The organism is Oceaniglobus indicus, assembly GCF_002751875.1.
Classification (GTDB): domain Bacteria; phylum Pseudomonadota; class Alphaproteobacteria; order Rhodobacterales; family Rhodobacteraceae; genus Oceaniglobus; species Oceaniglobus indicus.
The window spans coordinates 75761-101230 of sequence record NZ_NMZM01000009.1 but is presented as its reverse complement, the minus strand read 5'-3'; the positions used below and the strand labels follow the sequence as shown (position 1 = coordinate 101230).

At 65.2% G+C, this 25470-nt stretch carries 23 protein-coding genes; 7 read left to right on the top strand and 16 right to left on the bottom strand.

Going from position 1 to position 25470, the window contains the following annotated elements:
- Window positions 1–398: 398 nt before the first annotated feature.
- Both CFP68_RS14350 and CFP68_RS14345 read left to right on the top strand, forming a co-directional pair.
- Window positions 399–1691, top strand: coding sequence for a hypothetical protein (locus CFP68_RS14350; protein WP_099827626.1), 1293 nt, complete (start codon window positions 399–401; stop codon window positions 1689–1691).
- A 3-nt stretch (window positions 1692–1694) separates the two neighbouring features.
- The gene (locus CFP68_RS14345) at window positions 1695–2528 is read left to right on the top strand and encodes a hypothetical protein (protein WP_338152818.1); all 834 of its coding nucleotides are present in this window, start codon (window positions 1695–1697) and stop codon (window positions 2526–2528) included.
- On the opposite strand, the gene CFP68_RS14340 is transcribed toward CFP68_RS14345, so the two are convergent.
- The 5 genes from CFP68_RS14340 to CFP68_RS14320 form a co-directional block, all read right to left on the bottom strand.
- Window positions 2486–2779, bottom strand: coding sequence for a hypothetical protein (locus CFP68_RS14340; RefSeq protein WP_099827624.1), 294 nt, complete (start codon window positions 2777–2779; stop codon window positions 2486–2488). The genes CFP68_RS14345 and CFP68_RS14340 overlap by 43 nt on opposite strands.
- A gap of 66 nt (window positions 2780–2845) precedes the next feature.
- A complete protein-coding gene (gene nusB / locus CFP68_RS14335; RefSeq protein ID WP_099827623.1) occupies window positions 2846–3307 on the bottom strand; it encodes a transcription antitermination factor NusB in 462 nt (153 codons plus the stop codon).
- The gene (locus tag CFP68_RS14330; RefSeq protein WP_099827622.1) at window positions 3304–3849 is read right to left on the bottom strand and encodes a 6,7-dimethyl-8-ribityllumazine synthase; all 546 of its coding nucleotides are present in this window, start codon (window positions 3847–3849) and stop codon (window positions 3304–3306) included. Before CFP68_RS14330 ends, nusB begins: the two co-directional genes overlap by 4 nt.
- A complete protein-coding gene (gene ribB / locus CFP68_RS14325; RefSeq protein ID WP_099827621.1) occupies window positions 3849–4955 on the bottom strand; it encodes a 3,4-dihydroxy-2-butanone-4-phosphate synthase in 1107 nt (368 codons plus the stop codon). The genes CFP68_RS14330 and ribB overlap by 1 nt, the downstream gene beginning before the upstream one ends.
- Before the next feature lie 188 nt (window positions 4956–5143).
- The gene (locus tag CFP68_RS14320) at window positions 5144–5749 is read right to left on the bottom strand and encodes a riboflavin synthase (RefSeq protein WP_099827620.1); all 606 of its coding nucleotides are present in this window, start codon (window positions 5747–5749) and stop codon (window positions 5144–5146) included.
- Between the two features lie 180 nt (window positions 5750–5929).
- Between CFP68_RS14320 and CFP68_RS14315 the strand changes: the two genes are divergently transcribed.
- The 3 genes from CFP68_RS14315 (at window position 5930) to CFP68_RS14305 (ending at window position 10506) form a co-directional block, all read left to right on the top strand.
- A complete protein-coding gene (locus CFP68_RS14315; RefSeq protein WP_099827619.1) occupies window positions 5930–7222 on the top strand; it encodes a capsule biosynthesis protein in 1293 nt (430 codons plus the stop codon).
- A 99-nt stretch (window positions 7223–7321) separates the two neighbouring features.
- The gene (locus CFP68_RS14310; RefSeq protein WP_099827618.1) at window positions 7322–8452 is read left to right on the top strand and encodes a polysaccharide biosynthesis/export family protein; all 1131 of its coding nucleotides are present in this window, start codon (window positions 7322–7324) and stop codon (window positions 8450–8452) included.
- A 5-nt stretch (window positions 8453–8457) separates the two neighbouring features.
- Window positions 8458–10506 carry a capsular polysaccharide biosynthesis protein gene (locus tag CFP68_RS14305; protein ID WP_241524104.1) on the top strand — a complete coding sequence of 683 codons (2049 nt, stop codon included), beginning with the start codon at window positions 8458–8460 and terminating at the stop codon, window positions 10504–10506.
- Here CFP68_RS14305 and ribD read toward each other — a convergent pair.
- The 4 genes from ribD to CFP68_RS14285 form a co-directional block, all read right to left on the bottom strand.
- Window positions 10489–11577: a bifunctional diaminohydroxyphosphoribosylaminopyrimidine deaminase/5-amino-6-(5-phosphoribosylamino)uracil reductase RibD gene (gene ribD, locus CFP68_RS14300; RefSeq protein WP_241524103.1), complete on the bottom strand. Its 1089-nt coding sequence runs from the start codon at window positions 11575–11577 to the stop codon at window positions 10489–10491. The genes CFP68_RS14305 and ribD overlap by 18 nt on opposite strands.
- A gap of 1 nt (window position 11578) precedes the next feature.
- On the bottom strand, window positions 11579–12043 hold the full coding sequence (gene nrdR / locus CFP68_RS14295; protein ID WP_099827616.1) for a transcriptional regulator NrdR: 465 nt from the start codon (window positions 12041–12043) through the stop codon (window positions 11579–11581).
- Between the two features lie 164 nt (window positions 12044–12207).
- On the bottom strand, window positions 12208–12600 hold the full coding sequence (locus CFP68_RS14290) for a hypothetical protein (protein ID WP_099827615.1): 393 nt from the start codon (window positions 12598–12600) through the stop codon (window positions 12208–12210).
- 82 nt (window positions 12601–12682) lie between these two features.
- On the bottom strand, window positions 12683–13105 hold the full coding sequence (locus CFP68_RS14285; protein WP_099827700.1) for a secondary thiamine-phosphate synthase enzyme YjbQ: 423 nt from the start codon (window positions 13103–13105) through the stop codon (window positions 12683–12685).
- 82 nt (window positions 13106–13187) lie between these two features.
- On the opposite strand from CFP68_RS14285, the gene CFP68_RS14280 reads away from it, so the two are divergent.
- Window positions 13188–13862: an SDR family oxidoreductase gene (locus tag CFP68_RS14280; protein ID WP_099827699.1), complete on the top strand. Its 675-nt coding sequence runs from the start codon at window positions 13188–13190 to the stop codon at window positions 13860–13862.
- A gap of 9 nt (window positions 13863–13871) precedes the next feature.
- Here CFP68_RS14280 and CFP68_RS14275 read toward each other — a convergent pair whose 3' ends face one another.
- The 4 genes from CFP68_RS14275 to CFP68_RS14260 form a co-directional block, all read right to left on the bottom strand.
- Window positions 13872–14147: an HlyU family transcriptional regulator gene (locus tag CFP68_RS14275; RefSeq protein ID WP_099827614.1), complete on the bottom strand. Its 276-nt coding sequence runs from the start codon at window positions 14145–14147 to the stop codon at window positions 13872–13874.
- Between the two features lie 62 nt (window positions 14148–14209).
- Window positions 14210–16225 (bottom strand): RNA polymerase sigma factor RpoD, encoded by a 2016-nt coding sequence (gene rpoD / locus CFP68_RS14270; RefSeq protein ID WP_099827613.1) that lies wholly within the window; start codon window positions 16223–16225, stop codon window positions 14210–14212.
- A 134-nt stretch (window positions 16226–16359) separates the two neighbouring features.
- Entirely contained in the window at window positions 16360–18291 is a 1932-nt protein-coding gene (dnaG, locus tag CFP68_RS14265) for a DNA primase (RefSeq protein ID WP_099827612.1), read from the bottom strand.
- A gap of 154 nt (window positions 18292–18445) precedes the next feature.
- On the bottom strand, window positions 18446–20131 hold the full coding sequence (locus tag CFP68_RS14260) for a chloride channel protein (RefSeq protein ID WP_169961478.1): 1686 nt from the start codon (window positions 20129–20131) through the stop codon (window positions 18446–18448).
- Between the two features lie 225 nt (window positions 20132–20356).
- Here CFP68_RS14260 and CFP68_RS14255 point away from each other — a divergent pair, with 225 nt between their 5' ends.
- The gene (locus CFP68_RS14255; protein WP_099827611.1) at window positions 20357–21598 is read left to right on the top strand and encodes an Hsp70 family protein; all 1242 of its coding nucleotides are present in this window, start codon (window positions 20357–20359) and stop codon (window positions 21596–21598) included.
- Between the two features lie 69 nt (window positions 21599–21667).
- On the opposite strand, the gene recN is transcribed toward CFP68_RS14255, so the two are convergent.
- From recN to lpxC, 3 genes are all read right to left on the bottom strand, one after another.
- Entirely contained in the window at window positions 21668–23317 is a 1650-nt protein-coding gene (gene recN, locus CFP68_RS14250; RefSeq protein ID WP_099827610.1) for a DNA repair protein RecN, read from the bottom strand.
- Window positions 23318–23354: 37 nt separating this feature from the next.
- The gene (locus CFP68_RS14245) at window positions 23355–24200 is read right to left on the bottom strand and encodes an outer membrane protein assembly factor BamD (RefSeq protein ID WP_099827609.1); all 846 of its coding nucleotides are present in this window, start codon (window positions 24198–24200) and stop codon (window positions 23355–23357) included.
- A gap of 139 nt (window positions 24201–24339) precedes the next feature.
- Window positions 24340–25260: a UDP-3-O-acyl-N-acetylglucosamine deacetylase gene (lpxC, locus tag CFP68_RS14240; RefSeq protein WP_099827608.1), complete on the bottom strand. Its 921-nt coding sequence runs from the start codon at window positions 25258–25260 to the stop codon at window positions 24340–24342.
- Window positions 25261–25470: the final 210 nt, after the last annotated feature.

The window sequence follows — 25470 nt, the reverse complement described above, 5'->3', positions numbered from 1 at the left end:
AACCCCACCCGCCGATACACTGCATGTTCCGGCTTTTTCTTGCTCGAAATACTCGAATCCCCAAGGCTGATCCGGGCACCGCGCGAACAAGTCGATCGCCCCTTGTCACGAACCTGCACCGGACCTAACTGTTGGGTGTGGCGGGCACTGCGCTTCTCGTGCCGGGGTTCTATTCCAGTGGCCTTAATCAATTCCGAGGGGGCTGGCGCTGTCCGGATCGTGGTCCGGTTACCTGGTTCCCACCTGTGTATACAGGCTCTCGGGAATGAACACCCCGACGGTCGATCAGCGGTCCCGCCATACCTTCCCTACCCAGCTACCATGTGCCACGATTGCGTCATCCGTCTTTCGCCGGCCCGCAGGCCACGCCATAGTCAGCCGCAAGACCGGGGAGCCGCATGACAGACGACAAGCATCTCAGCCGCACCGAAGCGCAGGGCGTGCGCTATGCACGCGAACTCGAATCGCACCTCGGGTGGCTCGAAACATTCTCGGGCACCGCGCTTGGCGTGCTGGCCGTGGCGTCGGGGATCTATACCTATCTCGGGGTGTCGTCGTTGCTGGACGATGACGGCGCGTTGTCGATCTTTGCGGCGCTGGCCTATTCCATCGCCGTCTCGGTCGGCATCTTCGTGTTCTGGTCCTACCTCATGCGGCTGTTGCCCGCGGTGCGCACGGCTGCCGCGCGGCTGGGGTTGTTCTTTTCCATGGCGTTGGGTTCGCTGGCCATCATTGCCATGTCGTCCTGGCTGAACGCCGCTGCTTTGGCGGGGGCGGCCGCGGTCGAACAGCACTTGGCCCATACGGTGCAGGATTATCAGGCCGCGCTGGAGCGGGCCAACACCATCACCGTCTCGGCGCAGGGTCTGAACCGCGATGTCGCCCGCGTGCGCCAGAGCTTCGAGGATCTGTCGCAACAGGAGGCCACCGGCGATCTGTCGGGCGTTGCCGGGCGTGGTGCGGTGTTTCGCGTGCTCCGCCAGAAGTCGGAAGAGCTGACCGGGCTGGAAACCCAGATCGCGGCACAGGAGCCGCTGGTCGCCGAGGCGTTTGCCGTCGGCAACGAGATCCTCAGCCGGATGCGCGCGCTGACGGTCGAACCCGGCCCGGTCGAGGCCCGGTCGGTCGATTTCTCGGAAGAGGCCGTGCGCCTTGCCGGCATCATCACCCAGTTGCGCCAACTGTCGGTCGCACCCTTGGTGGCGCGGGCGGCGCAGGATCTGTCGGCCTCGGTCGTGTTGCCGCGGCTGGACGGATCGACCGCGGCCATTCAGGCCGGGCAACAGGCCACCATCGATTCGGTCCTGACCCTTCTGGGGCAGCGCGCCGACACGCTGCGCGCCGCGGCCGAGAACGTGATGCAGATGGAGCCGCCCGCCGAAACCGCCTATACGCCGATTTCCAGCGCCGATGCGGTGATCCGTTACGCCGGAAACTTCATTCCGTCCTGGGCCGGTGCCATCGCCATCGATTTGCTGCCGGCGGTTCTGGTCCTGATCCTGATGATCACGCAGGCCGCCATCCGCTCGGGCCGCGATCCTGTGGGGATGGAAGACACCCTGACACTGGCCGAATTGCGCGCCGCCGTGTCGGCGTTGCGCGACATGGAAGACACGCTCGATCGTCCGGCCCCCAAACCGGCCGTCGAAAAACCGGCACCGGCCAGCCCCCTGCCCGACGCGGCGGAATAACCCGTGCGCGTGTTGCCAACGCTCACCAAGGCTTCGCCCTCCGCCGACAGCGCCATGCAGGTGCGGCGCGGGCGCCCCGGTGTCGCCACCACGATCAAGGCGATCCTCGCGCTGCAACTGGCGATGGCGGCGGTCATGTTCGGCAGCGATATCGCCGCCGGTCTTCAGGGCCTGTCCTTCACGCCCCCCGCCCCCCGACTGGACGAACCGGCGCGCCCCGGCGATCAGACCCGGCGGTATCGTCCGCGCGACGCGCCCGAAGGCCCGGCCGATCGTCCGTTTCCGCCCGTCACCGACATGCCCCAGCGGTTGCAGTTCGAGGTCGTGGCGTATGCCGGACGCCCGGCGATGCGGCTCACCGGCGAGATCGCCCCGGGCGACGCGGTGCGGTTCACGGACCGGCTGATCACGCTTGAGGCCGCGCCCGAGGTCGTGCTGCTGAACAGCACGGGCGGCTCGGTCGTCGATGCGCTCCAGATCGGGCGCGCGCTGCGCGATGGCGGGTTCGAGACCGAACTGACGGCCGGTGATGTCTGCCTGTCGGCCTGCCCCTATATCCTGGCGGCGGGGACCGAGCGGCGGGTGGATCCGCAGGCTTACGTCGGCGTCCATCAGCACTACTTCGGCCAGAACACGATCCTGCCCGCCTTCCTTGCGGTCGAGGACATTCAACGCGGCCAGGGCGAGGTGATGGCCTATCTCGACGACATGGGGCTCGATCCGCTGTTGATGCGCCACGCGCTGGTGACGCCGCCCAACGCGATCTACGTCTTTCTGCCCGATGAGCTGACCCGTTACCGGATCGTCACCGGAACGACCGATGGCGACGCTGCCTGAGCGTGGCCGCCGCGCGGGCCCTTGTCTTCGGGTTCCGTCATCAGCATGACCGCGACGCCGCATTGGGCGCCGGCAAAGACCAGGCCGTTGAAGAAGAACAGCAGGAAAAGCGCCAGCCACCCGATGTCCGACCCCGATACCAGATGCCAGAGCCCGGCAACATTGAACCACAGGACCAACGCCACGAAGATCGCGGCCCAGAAAAAGCCGATGGCGCAATTGCGGATGTAGAATCGGAAGATCGGCGGCATGGATGTGCCTTTCAGATGCGGATCACCCTAACCTAAACCCGTGATCGATGCCGTCAAGCGGCACCTTCAGAACGCTTCGGGCTGCGCCTCGCGCGCCATGTGATCCAGCACGCCGTTGACGAACCGCGGCTCCTTGCCATCGGGAAAGAAGGCATGGGCGACGTCGACGTATTCGGTGATGACGACCCGCGGCGGCGTCGCACGCTGGACAAGCTCGGCCCCCGCGGCCCGGAACAGCGCGCGCAATGTCGGATCAATGCGCGCGATCGGCCACTTGGCGACCAGCGCGCGGTCGGTCATCTGGTCGATCCTGGCCTGATGGTTCACCGCGTCATCCAGCAGGCGGCGGAAGTGATCGACGTCGCCCTCCATCATCTCGTCGCCCTCGTAGATCGCGCCGAACCGGTGATCTTCGAATTCGACGCGCACCTTGTCGGCCGACAGCGAGGAATGTTCCATCTGGAACAGCGCCTGAACCGCGTAGAGCCGCGCGGCCGATTTCATCTGGCGTTTCGTCGGGGATTTCATGCCGTGGTCTTGCCTTCGTCGTCCCCTGCCACCCGATAGCTGCCAGTTGGCTGGAATCCGACGCCCTTGGGTTCGCGCCGCCACTTGCGGCTCAGCGCGATCAGGTGCAGCGCCGCCGCGGCCGCGCCGCCGCCCTTGTTCTGATCGTCGGGATTTGCGCGCACCGCTGCCTGTTCGTGGTTTTCCACCGTCAGGATGCCGTTGCCGATACAGCAGGCGTCCAGCCCCAACAAGGTCAGCGCGCGGCTGCTGTCGTTGCAGACCGTGTCGTAATGGGTCGTCTCGCCCCGGATCACACAGCCAAGCGCCACGAACCCGTCAAAGTTGCTCTGGCGGTGCGCGATGCGGATCGCGGTGGGAATTTCCAGCGCGCCGGGCACTTCGACCAGATCCCAGGTCGCGCCCACCGCGTCGAGCTGCGCGGTCGCCCCGGCAACCAGGTGATCGGCGATGTCCCGGTAATAGGGCGCCACCACGATCAACAGTTTCACCGGATCGGTGAACTCGGGCATGGGCGGGGTGTAATGCGATGCGCCGGCCATTATTCGATCTCCGATATCTTGCGGGTGCCCGTGATTTCCAGGCCGTAGGCATCCAGTCCGACGACCTTTGGACGGGGCGAATTGGTCAGCAGGACCAGTTTCGACACGCCCAGGGTGCTGAGGATCTGCGCCCCCAGGCCATAGTTGCGCAGGGTCTGCGGCGAGACTTCGTTTTCGGCGCTGATCTTCATGTGCAGATCGCGCAACAGCACGACGGCACCGCGCCCTTCGGCGGCGATCGCGCGCATGGCATTGCCGAATTCGGCGGTCCGCGCCGCGCCGCCCGCGCCCACCACGTCCAGCACCGGATCCAGCGCGTGCATCCGCACCAGCACCGGATCATCCCCCGACAGATCGCCCTTGATCAGCGCGATATGCTCGGCGCCCTGGGTTTCGTCGGAAAAGATCCGCATGGTCCATTCGCCGCCGAATTGCGAGGTGATCGTCTGCTCGCTGCTCTGGCGCACCAGGTTGTCGTTGCGGCGGCGATAGGCGATCAGGTCGGAAATCGTGCCGATCTTCAGGCCGTGACGTTGCGCAAAGGCCACCAGGTCGGGCAGCCGGGCCATGTGCCCGTCGTCGTTCATGATCTCGCAGATGACGCCGGCGGGCTTCAGCCCGGCCAGCCGGGCGATGTCGGTGGCCGCCTCGGTATGGCCGGCGCGCACCAGCACACCGCCGTCGCGCGCGCGCAGCGGAAAGACATGGCCGGGGGTCGCGATATCGGCGGCGGTGGCGTCGTCGTCGATGGCGACCTTCACCGTCAGGGCGCGGTCATGGGCCGAGATCCCGGTGGTCACGCCGTCGCGCGCCTCGATCGAGATGGTGAAGGCGGTTTCGTGGCGCGACGAATTCTGCGACGCCATCAACGGCAGGCCCAGCGCGTCGATGCGTTCGCCCGTCAACGACAGACAGATCAGCCCGCGCCCGTGGGTGGCCATGAAATTGACCGCCTCGGGCGTGGCCATTTCCGCCGGGATGACAAGATCACCTTCGTTCTCGCGGTCTTCGTGATCGACAAGGATGAACATGCGACCGGCACGCGCATCTTCGATGATCTCTTCTATCGACGAGATGGCATCATGGTAATGACTTGGATCGGACATGGGCGCTCCTTCGTATCGGAGCGCCAGATAGCGCAGGCATGGCGGAAACGCCAGTGCTCAAAGGCGGGGATGCCGCACCGTCGCGCAGGGTCGGTGATATCGGTCCGGCGCGCGCCGGCATCCGGCGGCGCCACGGCCGCACCGATGGCCGCTGCAACGACATGGGGGGCGCGGTGGCGTGACCGGTTTCAGCCCGCCATCTCGGACAGCCGCGCGACATAGCGCGCCATGGTATCGACTTCCAGGTTCACGGAATCGCCCACCTCGGCCCGGCCCCAGGTCGTCGCCGACTTGGTGTGGGGAATGAAGTTGATGCCGAACGACGCGCCCTCGACCTCGTTCACGGTCAGCGATGTGCCGTTCAGCGCGACCGATCCCTTGGGCGCGATGAATTTCGCCAGGCTTTCGGGCGCCTGAAGCGTCACGCGGGTGCTGTCGCCTTCGTCGTGCATCGCGGTGATGACCGCCACGCCGTCGACGTGGCCCGATACGATGTGACCGCCCAACTCGTCACCGACGCGCAAGGCCCGCTCGAGGTTCAGCCGCTTGCCGGGTTTCCAGCCATCGGCGCCGATGTTGGTGGCCGACACGGTCTCGGCCGAAATCTCGACGTCGAACCACCCGCGCGGATCGTTTCCCGTGGCGATCACCGTCAGGCAGACGCCATCACAGGCGATGGACGCGCCGATGTCGATCCCCGGGATGTCATAACCCGTCGCGATGCGCGCCCGCAGATCGCCGCGCCGTTCGACTTCCAGCACTTCGCCGATGTCGGTGATAATTCCCGTGAACATGGTATTCCTGCCCTCGATTGTCTCGCTGATCGGGGTAGCGGGCGCAGGATCGCAAGGCAAGAGGCACGCGAAAACCGCCTGCCCGCCGGCGTGATGCCACAAGGTGGTCAGATTTGGCTGCAATCTTCACGTTTGGGCGCTAAGCAACGCCTGTCGCAGCACCGAAGGCCGGATCGGACAATGCCAAAGCATCAGCCAACAGAACGCCATTTCCTGTTCCTGCAAGGGCCGCACGGGCCGTTCTTTGCCCGGCTGGCCAGGATGCTGCGCGCCGCCGGGGCACGGACATGGCGTGTCGGGTTCAACCGGGGCGACGCGTTCTTCTGGTCCGATCGCCGCCGTTACATCGCCTACACGGGCGCGCCCGAGGATTGGCCCGAAACCCTGGCAAGGATCGTCGCCGAAAAGGGCATCACCGATATCGCGCTCTATGGCGACACCCGGCCGATCCATGCGGCGGCGGTGGCGCTGGCGCGCCGACTGGGGCTGGGCCTGCACGTGTTCGAGGAGGGGTACCTGCGCCCCTATTGGGTCACCTACGAACGGGGCGGATCGAACGGCAATTCACAGCTGATGGACCTCGACATCGCGCGGATGCGGGCGGCCCTGGCCAATGCCGAACTGGAAATGCCCGAAGCGCCGGCACGCTGGGGCGACATGCGGCAGCACATCTTTTACGGCGCGCTGTATCACGCGTTCGTGTTGCTGGCGAACCGGCGCTATGCCCGGTTTCGCCCGCACCGCGCGATGGGCGTCGCGCAGGAGTTTCGCCTGTATCTCAAGCGGTTGTTCCTGATGCCGTGGCACTGGGCCGACCGCGTTCAGGCGACGTGGCGCATCACCCACGGTGGCTTTCCCTATCACCTGGCACTGCTTCAGCTGGATCACGATGCCAATTTCCAGATGCATTCACCCTTTTCCGGCACGCCCGAGTTCCTCGAAGTGGTGATCGCCGGTTTCGCCAAGGGGGCGCCGACGCATCACCATCTTGTCGTCAAGGCCCACCCCCTGGAAGACGGGCGCACCCCGCAACGGCGCGAGGTAAGGCGCCTGGCGCAGCTGCACGGAGTCACCGGCCGGGTGCATTACGTGCGCGGCGGCAAGCTGGCCCATATGCTGGACCACGCGCGCAGCGCCGTGACGGTCAATTCGACCGCCGCGCAACAGGTGTTGTGGCGCGGTCTGCCGTTGAAGGTGTTCGGCGACGCGGTCTATGCCAAGCCCGAATTCGTCAGCACGCAACCGATTGGCGAATTCTTCGCCCGCGCCGCGCGCCCCGACAGTCGCGCCTATCGCGATTACCGCCACTTCCTGCTCGAGACGAGCCAGATCGCCGGCGGCTATTATTCGTCCAGCGGGCGGCGTCAGTTGCTGCGTCAGGTGGTCGACATGATGCTGGCCGACGATGACCCCTATCAGGCGCTGATGCATGGCACAGCGGCACCAAGGCAACAGTTGCGCATCGTGAAATGAGGCTTTGGTGACACGGTCTGGCTTTTTCGCCACCTTTCCCGTAGCTTCGAAAAAAAAGACGACCCGAGGCAGAAAAAAAACAGGTCAGGAGACCGAGCAGTGAACAACAAGGGATCGCGCTGGACCAGGTCCGTCGCCCTCGTCGCGCTTGTGGCATTGGTCGCAGGCTGCGGATTGCCCCGTTCCGGGCCCAGCAAGAGCGAGATTTTCGAAGGCTCGGTCCAACGGTCGGGCGACGCTTTCATCGTTGCCGTCAACAGCCGGGTCACCCGTGCCACATCGGTTGTGCCGGCGCTGGGCTTTTCGACGCAGTTCCTGCAATCGGGCGTGGTGGGATCCGACACGATCCGGCCGGGCGATACGCTGGGCCTTACCATCTATGAAAACGTCGATGACGGCCTGTTGGCCGCCGAAGGCACCAACGCCACCCTGCTGGAAGAAGTGCAGGTCGATGGCTCGGGCTTTATCTTCGTGCCCTATGCCGGACGGATCCGCGCCGCCGGCAATACGCCCGAGGCGATCCGCCGCCTGATCACCGAAAAGCTGGACAGCCAGACCCCCGACCCCCAGGTGCAGGTGCGCCGCCTTGCCGGGGACGGCTCGACCGTTTCGGTCGTCGGCGGTGTCGGCGCCCAGGGCGTCTATGCGATCGAGCGGCCGACCCGCACCCTGTCGGCCATGCTGGCGCGCGCGGGGGGGATCGCGATCCCGGTCGAGATCGCGCAGATCAACCTCATTCGCGGCGGACAGAAGGGGCGGATCTGGTTCCAGGATCTCTATGCCAACCCGCAGCTTGACGTCGCGTTGCGCGGCGGCGACCGGATCCTTGTCGAGGAAGATACCAGGTCGTTCACCGTGCTGGGCGCCACCGGCACCCAGAGCCGTATTCCGTTTGAAACCCGGACCATCAGCGCGATCGAGGCCATCGCCCAAGTCGGGGGCCTCTCGACCTCGCTGGCCGATCCCACCGGCGTGTTCGTGTTCCGCAACGAACCACCCGAGATCGCCAACCAAGTGCTGGGCCGCACCGATCTGGTCGGCACACAGCGGATGGTTTACGTGCTCGACCTGACGGCCCCCACCGGCATGTTCGAAGCGCGCGATTTCGTGGTGCGCGATCAGGACACCGTCTATGTGACCGAAGCGCCCTATGTCCAATGGACCAAGACGCTTTCCGCGCTGACCGGCGCCATCGGAACCGTCGATACGCTCAACTCGATCTCCGAGTAACCTGCGTGGCGACCCGATCTGACGATGCCGCCGGAGAGACCGCTCTCCGGCGGCTTTTCGTTTACAACACCGGGTTCCTGACCCAACGGCGGTTGCGGCGCATCCTGGCATTGTCGGGGTGGGCCTTGCGCGTCGGTCGGCCCGGCCCCGAAGATACGATCGCCGTCTGGGGCAAAAGCCCCACGGCCCATCGCGGCGAGGCCATGGCGGCACGCACCGGCGCGGCCTTGCTGCATGTCGAGGATGCGTTCCTGCGATCGGTCCTGCCCGGACGCGCCGGATCACCGCCGCTCGGCCTGATGCTGGATCGGCGCGGCGTGCATTTCGACAGTTCGCGCCCGTCGGATCTGGAACACCTGCTTGCCACCCATCCGCTGGACGATACGGCGCTTCTGGATCGCGCGCGCGACGGCATGGCCCGGCTAAAACGCGGCCATCTGTCGAAATACAATGCCCATGATCCCGCCGCTCCCCTGCCCGATCCCGGTTACGTGCTCGTCATCGATCAGACCCGCGACGACGCCTCGATCCGCCACGCCGCAGGCTCGGCCGCGCTGTTCGATGAAATGCTGGCGTTTGCCCAGATCGAACATCCCGGCCGGAAAATCCTGTTGAAAACCCACCCCGAAACCCAACAGGGACACAGAACCGGACATTTCGAGGCGCGGCACGAGGATCATCGCACCACGCTGTTCAGCGACGCCGTGTCGCCCTGGGCCCTGCTCGAAGGCGCCGTTGCCGTCTATGTCGTCAGTTCACAACTGGGGTTCGAGGCGCTGCTGGCAGGCCATCGCCCGCGGGTCTTCGGGCAACCTTTCTATGGCGGCTGGGGCCTGACCCAGGACGAAAACCCTGTGCCGCGGCGCGAACGGCGCCTGACGCGCGCGCAACTGTTTGCCGCGGCGATGATTCTGGCGCCGACCTGGTACGATCCGTTCCATGACAGGCTGTGCAGCTTCGAGGACGCGCTGGCGATCCTCGAAGCCGAGGTTTTCGCGTGGCGGCGCGATCATGCAGGCCATGTCGCCAGCGGGATGCGGCTGTGGAAGCGGCAACCGTTGCAAAAGATCTTCGGACGTCACAAGCCATTGGTGTTCGAAGACGATCCCCTGCGCGCCACGACTGCTGCGCAAAACCTCGGACGACCGATGCTGGTCTGGGCGGGCAAGGAGACATCCGATCATCGCGCCGATCCGCTGTTCCGGCTGGAAGACGGGTTCTTGCGCTCGCGCGGCTTGGGGGCGGATCTGGTGCCGCCGCTTTCGCTGGTCGCCGACGATATGGGGATCTATTACGACCCCACCCGCGCCTCGCGACTCGAACGGCTCATCGGAGAATCGGCATCACTGACACCTTCAGATCTGCAACGTTCGCGGCGATTTATTGCAATGTTGCTGTCTACAAACCTTTCAAAATACAACATCGGCACGACTACGGTGCCCGACCTGCCCGACGGCCCCCGCATCCTCGTGCCCGGTCAGGTGGAAGACGACGCGTCGATTCGGCTTGGCGGCGGCGCCTGTCGCACGAACCTTGAGCTGTTGAAAACCGCGCGCCAGATGAACCCCGGCGCCGTGATCCTGTATAAACCGCATCCCGACGTCGAAGCGGGGTTGCGCGCCGGGACGGTATCCGAGGCCGACGCCCGCGCCCATGCCGACCTGGTGATCGGACGCACCGATCCCATGGCCCTTGTCGCAGAGGTCGACGATGTCTGGACGATGACGTCACTTTTGGGGTTCGAGGCCCTGTTGCGGGGCAAATCCGTGGTCTGTCTCGGGGCGCCCTTCTATGCCGGCTGGGGGCTGACCCGCGATCTGGGCCCGGTGACAGCGCGGCGCCGCGCACGGCCCACCTTGGAGCAACTGGCCCACGCAGTGCTGATCGGCTATCCGCTCTATCACGATCCGGTCACGAACGCTCCCTGCCCGCCCGAGGTGGTGGCCGACCGACTTGCGACCGGGCAGATCCCCCGCCCCGGGCCATTCAACCGCACGCTGGCCAAGGCGCAGGGCGTGCTGGCCGGATACGCGCACCTATGGCGCCGGACGTGACCAGACCTGCATCACGTCATCGCCGACACGCGCCACACGGTTCAGCGTAAACCGCGGCGCGGCGCCCAGATGGCGAACGCCCAATGCACCCAAGGCGGGCTGTCCGTCGGCGCCGATGGCAATACCGGCACCGAAAACCACCAGGCGATCCACCAGACCGGCCCGCAGCAGCGACGCGGCCAACGCGCCACCCCCTTCGCACAGGACACGGGTCAGCCCCGCCGCGCCAAGGGTCTGCAGTGCGACCGCCGCATCCAGCCGGTCATCGCGGATCGGGACGCCGAAGGTGCGGGCGCCCAGGGCGTGCCACTCATCAAGATCTTCGATGTCGTCACCGTGCATCAGCCACAACGGGATCCGGTGCGCCGATCTTGCCAGTCGTCCGTCACGTGACAAACCGGCTTGGCGGGCCATGATGACGCGCACGGGCTGTTCCACGTCGCCCATGTCGCGGATGTCCAGCATCGGATCATCGGCGCGGGCCGTTCCCCCGCCGATCAGCACCGCATCATGGGTCATGCGCAAACGATGAACCGTGCGCCGCGCCGCCGCACCGGTGATCCAGCGGCTTTCGCCCGACACGGTGGCGATACGCCCATCAACGCTGGTCGCCAGCTTGAGCGTGACCATGGGCCGACCGCGCGTCACCCGCGACAGGAAACCGGCGTGATCGTCGGCGGCCTGGTCCCCCAGCACCCCTTCGATCACCTCGATCCCCGCCGCGCGCAACATCGCAAGGCCCCGTCCGGCGACGCGCGGATCCGGATCGCCCGCCGCACAGACCACACGCGCGACACCGGCCGCAATCAGCGCCGATGCACAGGGCGCCGTCTGGCCGGTATGCGAGCAAGGTTCGAGCGTGACAAAGGCCGTCGCCCCCCGCGCATGGGCTCCGGCCTGGTCCAGCGCAATGGTTTCGGCATGGGGCCGACCGCCCGGTTGGGTCCAGCCGCGCCCGACGATGCGACCGCCCGACATGATCACGCAGCCCACGGCGGGGTTCGGCCAGCACCGGCCCAACCCCCTGCGCCCCAGCGTCAGGGCGTGGCGCATCGGTTCGATCAGGTCCATCTTATTCAGGCAGGACCGGCGGGCGCAACTCACTGACGAATCTGTCGAAATCGTCCGCGGCCTGGAAGTTCTTGTAAACGCTTGCGAACCGCACATAGGCGACGGTATCGATCCGCGCCAGACTTTCCATCACGATTTCGCCGATGGCCTTGGAGGGGATGTCGGTTTCGCCAAGGGATTCAAGCCGGCGCACGATACCGCTGATCATCTGATCCATGCGTTCCGGTTCGACCGGACGCTTTTGCAGAGCAATCCGGATCGAGCGTTCCAGCTTGTCGCGGTCGAACTCTTCCCGGCGGCCGTTGGTCTTGATGACCACCAGATCGCGCAGCTGCACCCGCTCATAGGTTGTGAACCGACCGCCGCAGGCCGGGCAGAAACGGCGGCGGCGGATGGCCACGTGGTCTTCGGCGGGACGCGAATCCTTCACCTGCGTGTCGATGTTTCCGCAGAACGGGCAGCGCATCGGCCGGTCTCCCTTGATTTGGTGTGCCGTCCCGGCGCGCGGGGTCAAGGCGTGTTACGCACCGAGTATAGAAGAGGCGTCAACACTTCGGGTAGCGCAATCTGGAAGCCACCGCATCTGGGGGCCAAGGTGTGGCGAGGCGGACTCAGCCGTGCGGTCGAACCCTACCAGAATTCGGGTTCGATCACGCAAAAGGTGCTGCGCGCGTGTCCCGCCGAAATCGTGCCGTCGGCGCTGCCGAAAACCGAAAGGCCGTTCTTGGCGGTGGCGCGCGCCGGGTCCAGCGTAAAGCCCACCCCCTGCCCCTGCTTGCGCGGGGTCGGCGTGGCGCGGAACAGCCGGGTGCGGCTGGGCAGCCCCAGGCCGCTGATGACGTAATTGGCCGCCGCGCACCAATAATCACGCTCCAGCGCGCCGCCCCGAAACAACACCCTGAAATCCGGCCCGCCGGTGGCCTGGACGGTCAGGCGGTTGGCGCTGCGAAAGGTTTGTGCAGGAAGGATCGCCGGGGCAAGACCCAGCGCGAGACCGAAGGCGAGGCATAGGGCGCGGTGCATGGTGTTCTCCGATTCAACGTTGCTGGAACCATAGCGTGCAACCGTGCCCGGAGCGCGGCCCGCCGGTTCAATCTTTCGTCACCTATGTTCCCCCCATGTGAAGCACAACCTGCCGGCAGTGCGGTCGGCTGCGATGTTCGAACAGGTATATGCCCTGCCATCGGCCCAACTGAAGGGTCGCGTCGATCACCGGCACCGTCAGGCTGACCGGCATCATCGCGGCCTTGATGTGGGCCGGCATGTCGTCCGGCCCCTCATAGGTGTGGGTGATATAAGCCATCGTCGGATCGTCGGTCGGCGGCACGAGGCGATGAAAAAACGCCTGGAGGTCGATCTGCACCTCGGGATCGGCGTTCTCCTGGATCAGCAGGGAACAGGACGTGTGGCGCACGAACAACGTCAGAAGGCCCGTGCCTGCACCGCTGCGTCCGACCCAGTCGGTGACGCGATCGGTGAATTCGTAAAGACCTGCGCCTGTCGTCTCGATCTCGATGGTTTCGATCATCCCCGCCACCTTTCCCTGTCCCCGACGCAACCGCAGCGGCGCCACCGCGTTGGTCGCAGGCATCATAATGAAAGGACAGCAAATGGGCAGCAAGACGATATTCATCACCGGGGCGTCCTCGGGCATTGGCGCGGCGACTGCGCGGGCCGCGGCCAAGGCCGGCTGGAACGTGGGCCTGTTCGCGCGCAGCGAAGACAAGATCAGCAAACTGGCGGACGAGATCGGCGAAACGGCCCTGGCCCTGCCGGGCGATGCCACCGATGCCCAGGCACAGCAGACGGCGATCGAACAACTGGCCGACCGGTTTGGCGGTATCGATGCCGCCTTCGCCAATGCGGGGATGGGCATCGGCAAGTCGGGAACGGAGAACGGCGATCCCGACGAGTGGCGCCAGGTGATCGAACTGAACACCCTTGGCGTCCTGTTCACCGCCAAGGCCGCGCTGCCGTATCTGAGGAAAACCAAGGGGCACATCGTGCTGACCGGATCAGCGGCCGGGCGCAATCACATCAAGGGGTCGATCTATGGCGCGACGAAATGGTTCGTGCATGGATACGGCGGCAACCTGGCCGAAGAGATGCGCGAATGGGGGGGCCGCTGCACCATCGTCGCGCCCGGCATGGTCGACACGCCGTTCTTTGACGAAGCGAAACCCGACAAGCTGCACCCCGAGGATGTCGCCGATGCCGTGATGCACGCCCTTTCGGCCGATCCGCGCAACACCGTGCGCGAAGTCTACCTGATGCCCAGCAACTAGCGCCGCGCGTCAGTCAAACAGGTCGTCGCCCTGTTCGTCGATGACCTGTTTGGCCTTGACGATGGCGGCGGCGATCGCCTGATCGCGGTTTTGGAAGGTGTCGGCCCGGATCATCCGATGCACCTTGGTCTGATCACCGGTGTCCTTCTCGATCCGCGCGGCCAGCCGATGAACCGCGCCTTCTGCGATAGGGTCGGGCACGATCCGGTAATCGCCATAGGCCTCGGACGCCGCTTCCGCGGGCAGGCCGGGTTTGCCCCCGAACAGGCGTTTGAGAATGGACACGACAACGCTCCTTTTCGCCAGACAAACTGGGCCTGCGGACCGCGCGGCCCTGCTACGTCACCTCACTGATCGAGAAACGAGCGCAGCTTGCGCGACCGGCTGGGATGCTTCAGCTTGCGCAGCGCCTTCGCCTCGATCTGGCGAATCCGCTCGCGCGTGACCGAGAACTGCTGACCGACCTCTTCAAGCGTGTGATCGGTGTTCATCCCGATCCCGAACCGCATCCGCAGCACGCGTTCCTCGCGTGGGGTGAGAGACGCCAGAACCCGCGTCGTTGTCTCCTTCAGGTTCTCCTGAATCGCGGAATCCAGCGGCAGGACGGCATTCTTGTCCTCGATGAAATCGCCAAGCTGGCTGTCTTCCTCGTCGCCGATGGGCGTTTCCAGCGAAATCGGCTCCTTGGCGATCTTCATCACCTTGCGCACCTTCTCCAGCGGCATCTGGAGCTTTTCGGCCAGTTCCTCGGGCGTCGGTTCGCGGCCGATCTCGTGCAGCATCTGGCGGCCGGTGCGCACAAGTTTGTTGATCGTTTCGATCATGTGCACCGGGATGCGGATCGTGCGCGCCTGATCGGCGATGGAGCGGGTGATCGCCTGGCGGATCCACCACGTCGCGTAGGTCGAGAATTTATAGCCGCGGCGATATTCGAACTTGTCCACGGCCTTCATCAGGCCGATGTTGCCTTCCTGAATGAGATCAAGGAACTGCAGACCGCGGTTGGTGTATTTCTTGGCGATCGAGATGACCAGGCGCAGGTTGGCCTCGACCATTTCCTTCTTGGCCTGGCGGGCCTCTTTCTCGCCCTTCTGGACCTGCTGGACGATGCGACGGAATTCGGTGATGTCGACGCCGACATACTGACCCACCTGCGCCATGTCGCCGCGCAATTCCTCGACCTTGCCGGCCGAGCGTTCGATGAACGCCTGCCAGCCGCGACCGGGCTTCTCGGCCATCTTGTCCATCCAGGCCGGGTCAAGCTCGTACCCGCGATAGGCTTCGACGAACTCGCGACGGTTGATGCGGGCCTGGTCGGCCAGTTTGACCAGCGCGGAATCGATCGACATGATCTTGCGGTTGATCCCGTAAAGCTGGTCGATAAGCGCTTCGATCCGGTTGTTGTGCAGATGCAGCTCATTCACCAGCAGCACGATTTCCGAGCGCAGCTTCTGATATTCCACCTCGTCGGCCTCGTTGAAGCTGTTGTCCTCATTCAGGGTCGCGGACATCCGCAGATCCTGCATCTCAGAAAGCTTGACGTAATCGTTGGCGATCACTTCCAGCATTTCCAGGACGCGGGGCTTCAGCGCCGCTTCCATGGCCGCAAGCGACATATTCGCCTGTTCGTCCTCGTCGTCGTCTTCTTCGGCCTTGCTGATCGGGTTGCCGTCCGCATCCAGTTCGGTCTTGGCGGCGCCCGTATCGCGTGCGGGCTGCGCCGCCGGCGACGCCGATTGCGTTCCCATGGCGGTCGCGGGCACGACGGCTTCTTCTTCGTCGTCCTCGCCCATGGAACGGCCAAAGGTCGTTTCCAGGTCGATCACGTCGCGCAGCAGGATGTCTTCGTTAAGAAGTTCGTCGCGCCAGATCGTGATCGCCTGGAACGTCAGTGGGCTTTCACACAGGCCCAAGATCATCGTGTTGCGGCCCGCCTCAATCCGCTTGGCGATGGCGATCTCGCCTTCGCGGCTGAGCAGTTCGACCGATCCCATTTCGCGCAGATACATGCGCACCGGGTCGTCCGTGCGGTCCAGCTTTTCGGATTCCGACGAGGACAGGACGACATCACGCGCACCGGCGGTCGTCACAAGGTCGGTGGCGCCCTTGGTCTCTTCCTCTTCCGCTTCCTCGTCTTCGATGATGTTGATGCCCATCTCGGACAGCATCGACATCACGTCCTCGATCTGTTCCGAAGACACCTGTTCCGGCGGCAGCACCTGGTTCAGCTGGTCGTAGGTGATGTAACCCTTCTCACGGGCCTCGGCGATCATCTTCTTCACGGCGGCCTGGCTCATGTCGAGCATGCCGTCGTTGTCCTGATCGTCCTGCTTCCGGTCGTCGTTGGCGTCTTTGGCGGCCACTGGGCACTTCCTCCACAACTTGGGGCGATTCGATCAACGGGGCAACGTCGACGAACCATTTAGCGCGAATCACCGATTCGTTCAGATGCTAACCCTTATTTGTTTACCGCTCCCTCACCAAGAGTCACGGACATTCACTTCGCCTTGCCACGGCTGATTTCTTCCAGCAGCGAATCAAATGCACGCTGCTCGCCCCGGTTGATCCGCGCCCCGTTCGCACCGATTTCAAACTCGGTCCGGTCCTCGGTCTGGGCGCGCTCGGCACGGTTTCGCGCTTCTGCGGCCTGGCCAAGGCGCCAGGTCATTCCTTCGTTTCCGTCGATTTCCGCGTTGCGCATGGCCTCTTCGATTTCCTGGCGCGCACCCCGATGCGCGTGCAGCTTGCCCAGTTCCTCGGCGACGCAAAGCGCAGCGATGTCTGAATCCTCGCGATCGCGCACGGCCGGACAGAGCGAGACATGGCGCGGCGCAAACAGCTTTTCAAGGGGCGCGGCGCCCACGACCCCCTCCAACGCGGCGCGCAGGTCGTCGGCTTCGAGGTGAACGATCATCGCCGCGGCGATCCGGCCGTGGTCTGGATCCAGAAATTCCAGTCTTTCCAGCGCATCCTCGAACTGGGGCAGGATCGCGGGATGGGTCAGCAGCACCGCCAGGATCACCTGTTCGCGCAGGATCTCGTCCATCCTCGAATCGCCCTGCGCCAGCATGGACGCCCGCGTGGTCACCGATGCGGTGACCCGCGCGCGCGCGCCCTTGGGTTGCCACGCCGGGCGGGGGCGGGACGGGTTGAACAGGCTCCAGCGCATCCGCTTGATGGCCTCGCCGTAATGCGCCCGGATGAACGGATCCTGGATCTTGCCGATCGCACTGCGCAGGTTCCGATCCAGGGCCGCGCGCCGTTCGGGGCTGTCGAAACTGCCGCCTTCGGTTTCACGCTGCCACAACAGATCGACCATGGGGCGCGCCTGCTCCAACAGCTTCTGCATCGCGCCGGCGCCCTGGTTCTTCAACAGATCGTCCGGATCCTGCCCTTCGGGCATCAGGCAGAACCGCAGCGATTTGCCGGCCTGCAACAGCGGCAAGGCCACATCCACCACCCGCATCGCCGCCCGAACCCCGGCCGTATCTCCGTCCATGGCGATGACGGGTTCATCCGCGATCCGCCACATCAGCGCCAGCTGATCGGGGGTGATCGCCGTTCCCAACGGCGCCACCGTCGCACTGAACCCGTGTTCCGACAGCGCGATGACGTCCATGTACCCCTCGGCCACCACAAGGGTTTTCGCCTTGCCGGCCGCCTCGCGGGCGGGGGCGAAATTGTACAGGGTGCGCCCCTTGTCAAACAGCGGCGTTTCGGGCGAGTTCAGGTACTTGGCCTTGTCGTCCGGGTCCATCGCGCGACCGCCAAAGGCAATCGGGCGACCACGGGCGTCATGGATCGGAAACAGGATGCGGTTGCGGAACGTATCATAGGGTGGGCGGTCGTTGTTCGATCGTTTCGCCAGCCCCAGTTCGATCAGAAGCTCGTCCGAAACGCCCCTGGACGCCAGATGATCGCGCAGCGACTGCCAGCCCGGCGGGGCAAAGCCGATCATCCAACGCTCCTGCGCGGCGGGATCCAGACCCCGGCGCGACAGGTAATCGCGCGCCGCCGAGGCCGCGCCGGTTTTCAACTGAAGCCGGTAAAAAGCCACGGCCTGTTCCATGATCTCGATCAGCTGCGTGCGGCGGTCGGCCTTCTGCTGGGCCTGGGGGTCGCGGGCCGGCATCGGCATCCCCGCCTCGCGCGCCAGGATCTCGACCGCTTCCATGAAGCCGACATTCTCGGTTTCCTGAATGAAGCCCAGGGCATCGCCCTTGGCATGACAGCCAAAGCAGTAATAGAACCCCTTGCGGTCATCCACATGGAACGACGGGCTTTTTTCCTGATGGAACGGGCACGGCGCCCACATGTCGCCCTTGCCCTGGTTGGATTTGCGGGCGTCCCAGATCACCTTGCGCCCGACCACCTGGCTGAGCGAAGTGCGCGTTCTGAGTTCGTCGAGGAATCCGGGGGGCAGGCTCATACCTTTGATATTGGATGAAACGCCGCCGGTGTCCAGAGGCCGGCCTGCGGCATAAGCCGCGCGGGTGCGGCGTGGCGCGCCCCTGACGCCTGCCGGTTCGATCTGTCGCCGGCCCGTGCGCCCGAACCTGCCTGCGGGAAAGGTGCGCGGCACCTCATGACCGTTCGGCCGCTGTCGCGGCCAGGGCCTTGTTATAGGCGCGCAGGGCATCGACGTGGAACAGGGCGCCCAAAATCTCGGGCTCTTCGCCCTTGGCGCCCAGGCGGACCACGGGGATGAACATGCGATAGGTTTCCTCGAACAGGGGCATGGCCGTCTTCAGCGTGGCGTTGGCCTCGATCATGTGGCCCTCTTCGATCGCGGCCCAGACCGCGTCGTCGGGGGCGGCGCGCGGATCGTCGGGTTTGCGCATCACGTTGGCGACCCGGAACATCGACAGCAGATAGGCCTGGGGCCCCTTGGACAGCGCGATGTTGCGCAACTCAAGTTGGGTCAGGAAGAACGACCGGTCGACCAGCCGCGAGGCCACGGCCGATGACAGGGACACGGCGACCATCACCACGATCCCCGTCTGCCAGTCACCGGTCAGCTCGAACACGATCAGCGTGGTCGAGATCGGCGCGCCAAGGACCGCCGCAGCCACCGCCCCCATCCCCGCCAGCGCATACAGCGTCTCCGAGCCGGAAACATCGGGAAAGACCGAGGTTGCGATGGTCCCGAAGGCCAGCCCGGTCAGTGCCCCCACCATCAGCGAGGGCGAGAAGACGCCGCCGCCCATGCGCCCGCCCATGGTGATCGCCACCGCCGCCACCTTGAGCACGGCAAAGATCATCGCTTCGTGCAGGACCAGATCGCCGGTCAGCGCGCGCGACGTGGTTTCGTAACCGACCCCGATGATATGGGGAAAGACGATGGCAATGGCGCCCAGCACCGCGCCCGCAATCGCCGGGCGCAAGGCGCGGTGCAGTCCGGTTCTCGCCTGTATCCGGTCGCCCACCCTTTCCGCCCAGAAGATCGCCCGCATCATCAGCACGGCGACAACGCCGCAGGTCAGTCCCAACAGCAGGAAAGCCGGCAGTTCGACATAGAATTCCACCAGGCTGTCGTTGCCCAGCGAAAACTCGGTCACGTCGCCAAAGGCCATGCGGTTGATGACGGTTCCGGCGACCGATGCGATGGCGATCGGCGCAAAGGTGTGCATGGCGAAATGGCGCAACACCACCTCAAGCGCGAAAAGCGCGCCGGCAATCGGCGCGTTGAAGCTGGCCGAGACGGCGGCGGCCACGGCACACCCCAACAGATCGCGCCCGGTGATCCCGTTGGCGTCGATCAGGTTGCAGACCCAGCTTGAGACGACGGCCGCAAGGTGTACCACCGGCCCCTCGCGTCCGGTCGAACCGCCCGTGGACAGGGTGATGATCGATGCGAAGGTCGACGCCAGACCGGCCCGTTTTTCGACCCGTCCATCATACAGCGCTGCCCCTTCGATCACATCGGCGACCGACCGCACGCGGGCATCGGGGGTGAACCAATGCAGGATCAGACCGGTCACCAACCCCCCGGCGACCGGAATCGAAACGATCCAGTACCAAGCCAGACCACCGGCGAAACTGTGCAGCCGAAGCACGTCGTCGGTGCCGTAAAGAAATCCCTGCAAACCGTTGATCGCCATGCGAAACCCCAGCGCGGCAAAGCCCGCACCGATGCCCACGGCCAGCGCGATGAACCAGAACTGGATTTGCGACGGCCCCCGGTTGCGCATCACCGACCAGCCCGACCGACAGGTTTCGGCAAACCGTGACAGCCGGTTTCTGACAACGGGCGGTTCGGGTCGGTGCATGTGGTGCGGCCTCGCTTCGGCAATCTCTGACAGGCGGGTGCGGACGGCTGGCGGGTCGATCCGGTTGCAGGACCGACCGACACCTTCGTGGATTGCACCCCGAACATGGATCCGGGTCAGTGTTAGGGGATCGTGCGCGGCGCTCCAAGAGCGATCTGGGGCCGGTGGATTGCACGCCCGCCATGGTTGGTCTAGATCCCTCGTCTTTTACGCAACGGGGGCGCAATGGCCACGCTCGGGATCGATTTCGGCACCTCCAATTCCGCTTGCGGCGTTCTGGTGAACGGCAAGCCGTGGCTGATCGACATCGAGCCCGGTGCGCGCACGATCCCGACGGCCGTGTTCTTTGATGCCGACACGCAGCGCACCCTGTTCGGCGAGGCGGCCAACCGGGCGCTGATCGACGGCCGCGACGGGCGTTACATGCGTGCGCTGAAAAGCGTTCTGGGCACGCCCCTGATGCGCGAGCGGCGGGCGGTGATGCACGAGCGGCTGGATTTCATCGACATCATCGCGCGTTTTCTCGACCGCATCCGACGGCGCGCCGAGGCCGCGACGGGGCAGACCTTCGATCGCGCGTTGTCGGGGCGTCCGGTGCGGTTTCATTCGTCCGACGAACGGCGCAACGATCAGGCGCTGGCCGATCTGCGCGAATGTTACGAACGGGCCGGATTTGACGCCGTCGCCTTCCTGCCCGAACCCGAGGCGGCGGCAATCGCCAACGGCGCGCTTGGCGGCGACGGGATCGGCCTGATCGTTGATATCGGCGGCGGCACCTCCGATTTCACGGTGTTCCGCCCGGACAACACCGCCGGGCTTGAGGTTCTGGCCTCGGGCGGCGTGCGCGTCGGCGGCACCGATTTCGACCGCACGCTCAGCCTGATCCATGTCATGCCGCTGCTGGGGTATGGCGGGATGATCCGCCCCACCTTCGGTGCCGGCGCCCTGCCCGCACCGCGCCCGCTGTTTCAGGATCTGGCGACCTGGGAAAAGATTCCCTTCGTCCAGACACCGCAAACCCTGCGCGAGGTCCGGCAGTGGGAACGGCTGGCCGTTGATCCGCGGCCTTTCTCGCGCCTCGGCGACGTCCTCGAAAACCACATGGGCCACGACATCGCCTTCGCGGTCGAGCGTGGAAAGATCGCGGCAAACGGCGGCCGCGGGCGGGTGGCACTGGGTGCGGTCGAGCGTGGGCTGGCGGTCGATCTGACGCGTGAAGGATTGAACGACAGCTTGCGCGATCATGCCGACACCATCGGCGCCTGCGCCCGGTTGACCTGTGATGCGGCAGGCATTGCGCCCGACGACATCAGTCGCGTGGTGTTTGTCGGTGGCTCAAGCCTGCTGCACGTGATCGAGGCGGCCATGGCCCGGCTGTTCCCCAAGGCCCGCTTTCACCGCTCCGACCCCTTCACCGGGGTCGTTGACGGACTGGCCATCGCATCGGCAACGGCGTTTCCGACTTAGACTTTTGCAACATCTTGTGCTGGGTATTCACGCTATCAGCGCCCGAAGAAGAACAAATCGAACATTCGATCAGCCAGCCAACAGTTTAGCGGCGGCGCCCCGCGCTTCTTCTGTCACGGTGTCGCCCGACAGCATACGCGCGATTTCGTCGATCCGCGCCGGGGGGTCCAGCGGCACGACGTTGGATGTGGTGACTTCGCCGGTGATCGACTTTTCGACCCGCCAGTGATGCTGGCCCAGGGCCGCAACCTGTGGCGAGTGGGTGACCACCAAAACCTGTTGCCCCTCGGCCAGGGCAGACAGGCGACGTCCGACGGCGTCGGCCGTTGCCCCCCCTACCCCGCGGTCGATCTCGTCAAAAATCAGGGTCAGACCGGTATTGCTGCGCGACAGGCAGACCTTCAGCGCCAGAAGAAAGCGCGACAACTCGCCGCCCGACGCGATCTTGCCCAAGGGGCCGGCCGGCGCACCGGGGTTCGTGGCGACCGTGAACGAGACGTCGTCGATGCCGTCGGGCCCGGGTGTGGCCGGGGTGATCCGGGTCGCGAAAACCGCACGCTCCATCTTCAGCGGCGCCAGTTCGGCCTTCATCGCGGTGTCCAGCCGCCCGGCCGCCTCGACGCGCAGCGCACTCAACCGTCGGGCCGCATCACCATAGGCGGCATCCGCTTCGGCAACCGTGTCTTTCAGACGTGCCAGATCCGCCTCGCTCGCATCGAGGGCTTCGATCTTGACGCGGAGCCCATCGGCAAAATCCGACAATTCGTCGGGCAGGACGTCGTATTTGCGGGCCAGGCCCCGGATCGCGAACAGGCGCTCTTCGGTCTGCTCCAACGCTTCGGGGTCGAGATCCAGCGCGGCCAGGCAAGACGCCACCCCCTGCTCGGCCTCGCCCAAGGCGTCAAAGGCGCGGGTCAGTGCCTCGAGCGGGGCGTCGAGCATCCCTTCGGCCTGGGGCGCGGCAGCCTCGAGCCAGCGGGCGGCATCGCCCATCTGCCCCTCGGCCCCGTCGGACCCCAGCGCCTGAAGCGCGTTCTGGATCCCCTCGCGAATCCGCTCGGCCGCCTGCATCCGGCGACGGGTCGCATCCAGCGCGGCGTCCTCGCCGGGTTGCGGGTCCAGCGCATCCAGTTCCCCGATCGAATGGCGCAGGTATTCTTCCTCGGCCCGCACCTTTTCGACGGCGGCTTCGGCTTCGGCCAGCCGCTTGGCGGCAACGGAACGTGCACGCCATGCATTGCGGGTGGCAGCGACCGCCAGATCGGCACCGGCAAACAGATCCAGCAGCGCTATGTGGCCGCGCGGGTTCAGCAGGCCGCGATCGTCATGCTGGCCGTGCAGTTCGACCAGCGTTTCGGACAACTGGCGCAGAACCTCGCCCGAGGTGCGCCGGTCGTTGACGAACGCGGTCTTGCGCCCCTCGGCGGTGTTGATCCGGCGCAGGATCAGTTCATCCCCCGCGGGCAGCCCGGCTTCTTCAAGGATTTCATGGGCGGGGTGACCGGGGGGCAGGTCGAACCACGCCGTCACCTCGCCCTGCCCGGCGCCGGCGCGCACCAGTTCGGCACGGCCGCGCCAGCCCAGAACGAAGCCGAGCGAATCCAGAAGGATTGATTTGCCGGCCCCGGTTTCTCCGGTCAGCACGTTCAGACCGGGCTGGAACATCAGTTCCAGCCGGTCGATTAGCAGCATGTCCCGAATGTCGAGTCCGCGCAGCATCTGCGTCTACCCTATGATGGGGTCGCCCCCATCCCCTCTACAACCACTGGCCGCGGATCACCTGGCGATAGACTGTATTCAACCAGCTGTCGCCGGCAGGCTCCAGCGTCAGACCCTGACCCGTCAACAGGGCAAAGCTGTCTTGATACCATTCGGTTCCCTGGAAGTTGTGGCCAAGGATCGCACCGGCGGTGCGCGCCTCGTCCGTCAGGCCCAGGGAAAGGTAGGCTTCGACCAGACGATGCAGCGCCTCGGGCGTGTGCGTCGTGGTCTGAAACTGTTCGACGACCACGCGGAACCGGTTGATCGATGCCGCATAATTGCGCCGCTTCAGGTAATAGCGCCCGATCTCCATCTCTTTCGCAGCCAGGTGATCGAACGCCAGATCGAACTTCAGGATCGACGAGCGGGCATATTCGCTGTCGGGATATTGCTCGATCACTTCGCGAAGCGCCTGAAGCGCCTGGAAGGTCAGCCCCTGGTCGCGGCCGACGTCGTCGATCTGGTCATAATAGCTGAGCGCCAGAAGATATTGCGCATAGGCGGCATCGTCGTCGCCGGGATAGAAGTCGATGAACCGCTGGGCCGAGGATCGCGCGGCTTCGTAATCCTTGTCGCGGTGATAGGCAAAGGCCTGCATGATCAGCGCGCGCTTGGCCCATTCGGAATAGGGATACAGACGCTCGACCTCGCCAAAGAACTTGGCGGCGGTTTCGGGCTTGTTGTCCTCAAGCTCGAACTCGGCCTTCTTGTAGATTCCTTCGGCCGAAAGCCCGTCAAGCGGTTGGTTGCGCGTGGACTGGCTGTTGCCACAGGCCGCAAGGGCCAGCGCAAGCGCCACCGCACAGGCCGATTTCCCGAGTTTGCCATTGCCGAGGCCCATGCCACGCTCCTTCCCCGCGACGCCCGAAACACAACAGCGTCGTCCCACACTTGCTGTCCGTTTAGCACAGATGTTTTCGGGGCAAAACGTCTTTGCGCCGGAATTGCCACGCAAAGCGTATCCGTGATGTCGGTCGGGATCAGACGTGGCGCGGTGCATCGCTGCGGCGCAGGCCCGCGCCCGGAAGGCGGGCCATCATGCCGGTGTCGCAAACCACCATCCGACAGGCGTCAGGCCGCGCGAAAAGCGCGCGCAACAAGGCGTTCGTCATCGAATGACCTGCGCGAAACCCCGTATAGCGCGCCAGAAGCGGTGCGCCGGCCAGCGCCAGATCACCGAGTGCATCCAGCATCTTGTGGCGCACTGCCTCGTCCTCGTGACGCAGACCGCCGGGCGACAGCACCTGCGCGCCGTCGACCACCACCGCATTTTCCAGCGTTCCGCCCAAGGCCAGGCCCTTGGCGCGCATGGCTTCCACGTCGGATTGACGACAGAACGTCCGGCTGTCGCAGAGTTCGTGCACGAAGGTGCCGTTCGCCATGTTAAGCCGCTTGTCCTGAACGCCGATGGCCGCGTCGGGAAAGTCGATGTGGAAGTCGATTTCCAGATGATCACAGGGCGTCAGGCGGGCAAAGGCGTCGCCGTTGCGGACCTCGACGGTCTGCAAGACCTCAAGCGCACGGATCGGCGCATCCAGGCGGCGCAGACCCCGTGACAGGATCGCGCTGACGAAGGGCGCGGACGATCCGTCGAGGATCGGCACTTCGGGGCCGTCGATTTCGATCATCAGGTTCTGGATTCCACATCCGGCGACGGCCGCCATGACGTGTTCGATCGTCGACACCGAGGTGCCCTGGCGGTTGACGATGCGGGTGCAAAGCTGGGTGGGCTGAACGGCATCCCAATGGGCGGGAACAAGGGCCGCGTCGGGGGCGACATCGGTCCGCTTGAACCAGATGCCATGCTCGGCCCCGGCGGGACGCAGGATCATGCGCGCGGGGCGACCCGAATGCAGGCCGACGCCGGTGAAGGTGATGGGCGATTTGACTGTCATCTGCATGGTCCGACGTCCCTCTGCTGCACGATCAGGGCGTGTTCTCCGCCCGTTGACAGTGAGCTAAGCACACCATGGCATATAGACAATTCAATCTTTGCAACGGTCTGAAACATCCCGTCGACAGACGGGCGGGAACCGGCCCATTTTTCGCCGGCCAACCGACAACCCATTGTTCCAAAACGAAAAGGGCCAGCGCAAGCTGACCCTTTCCAA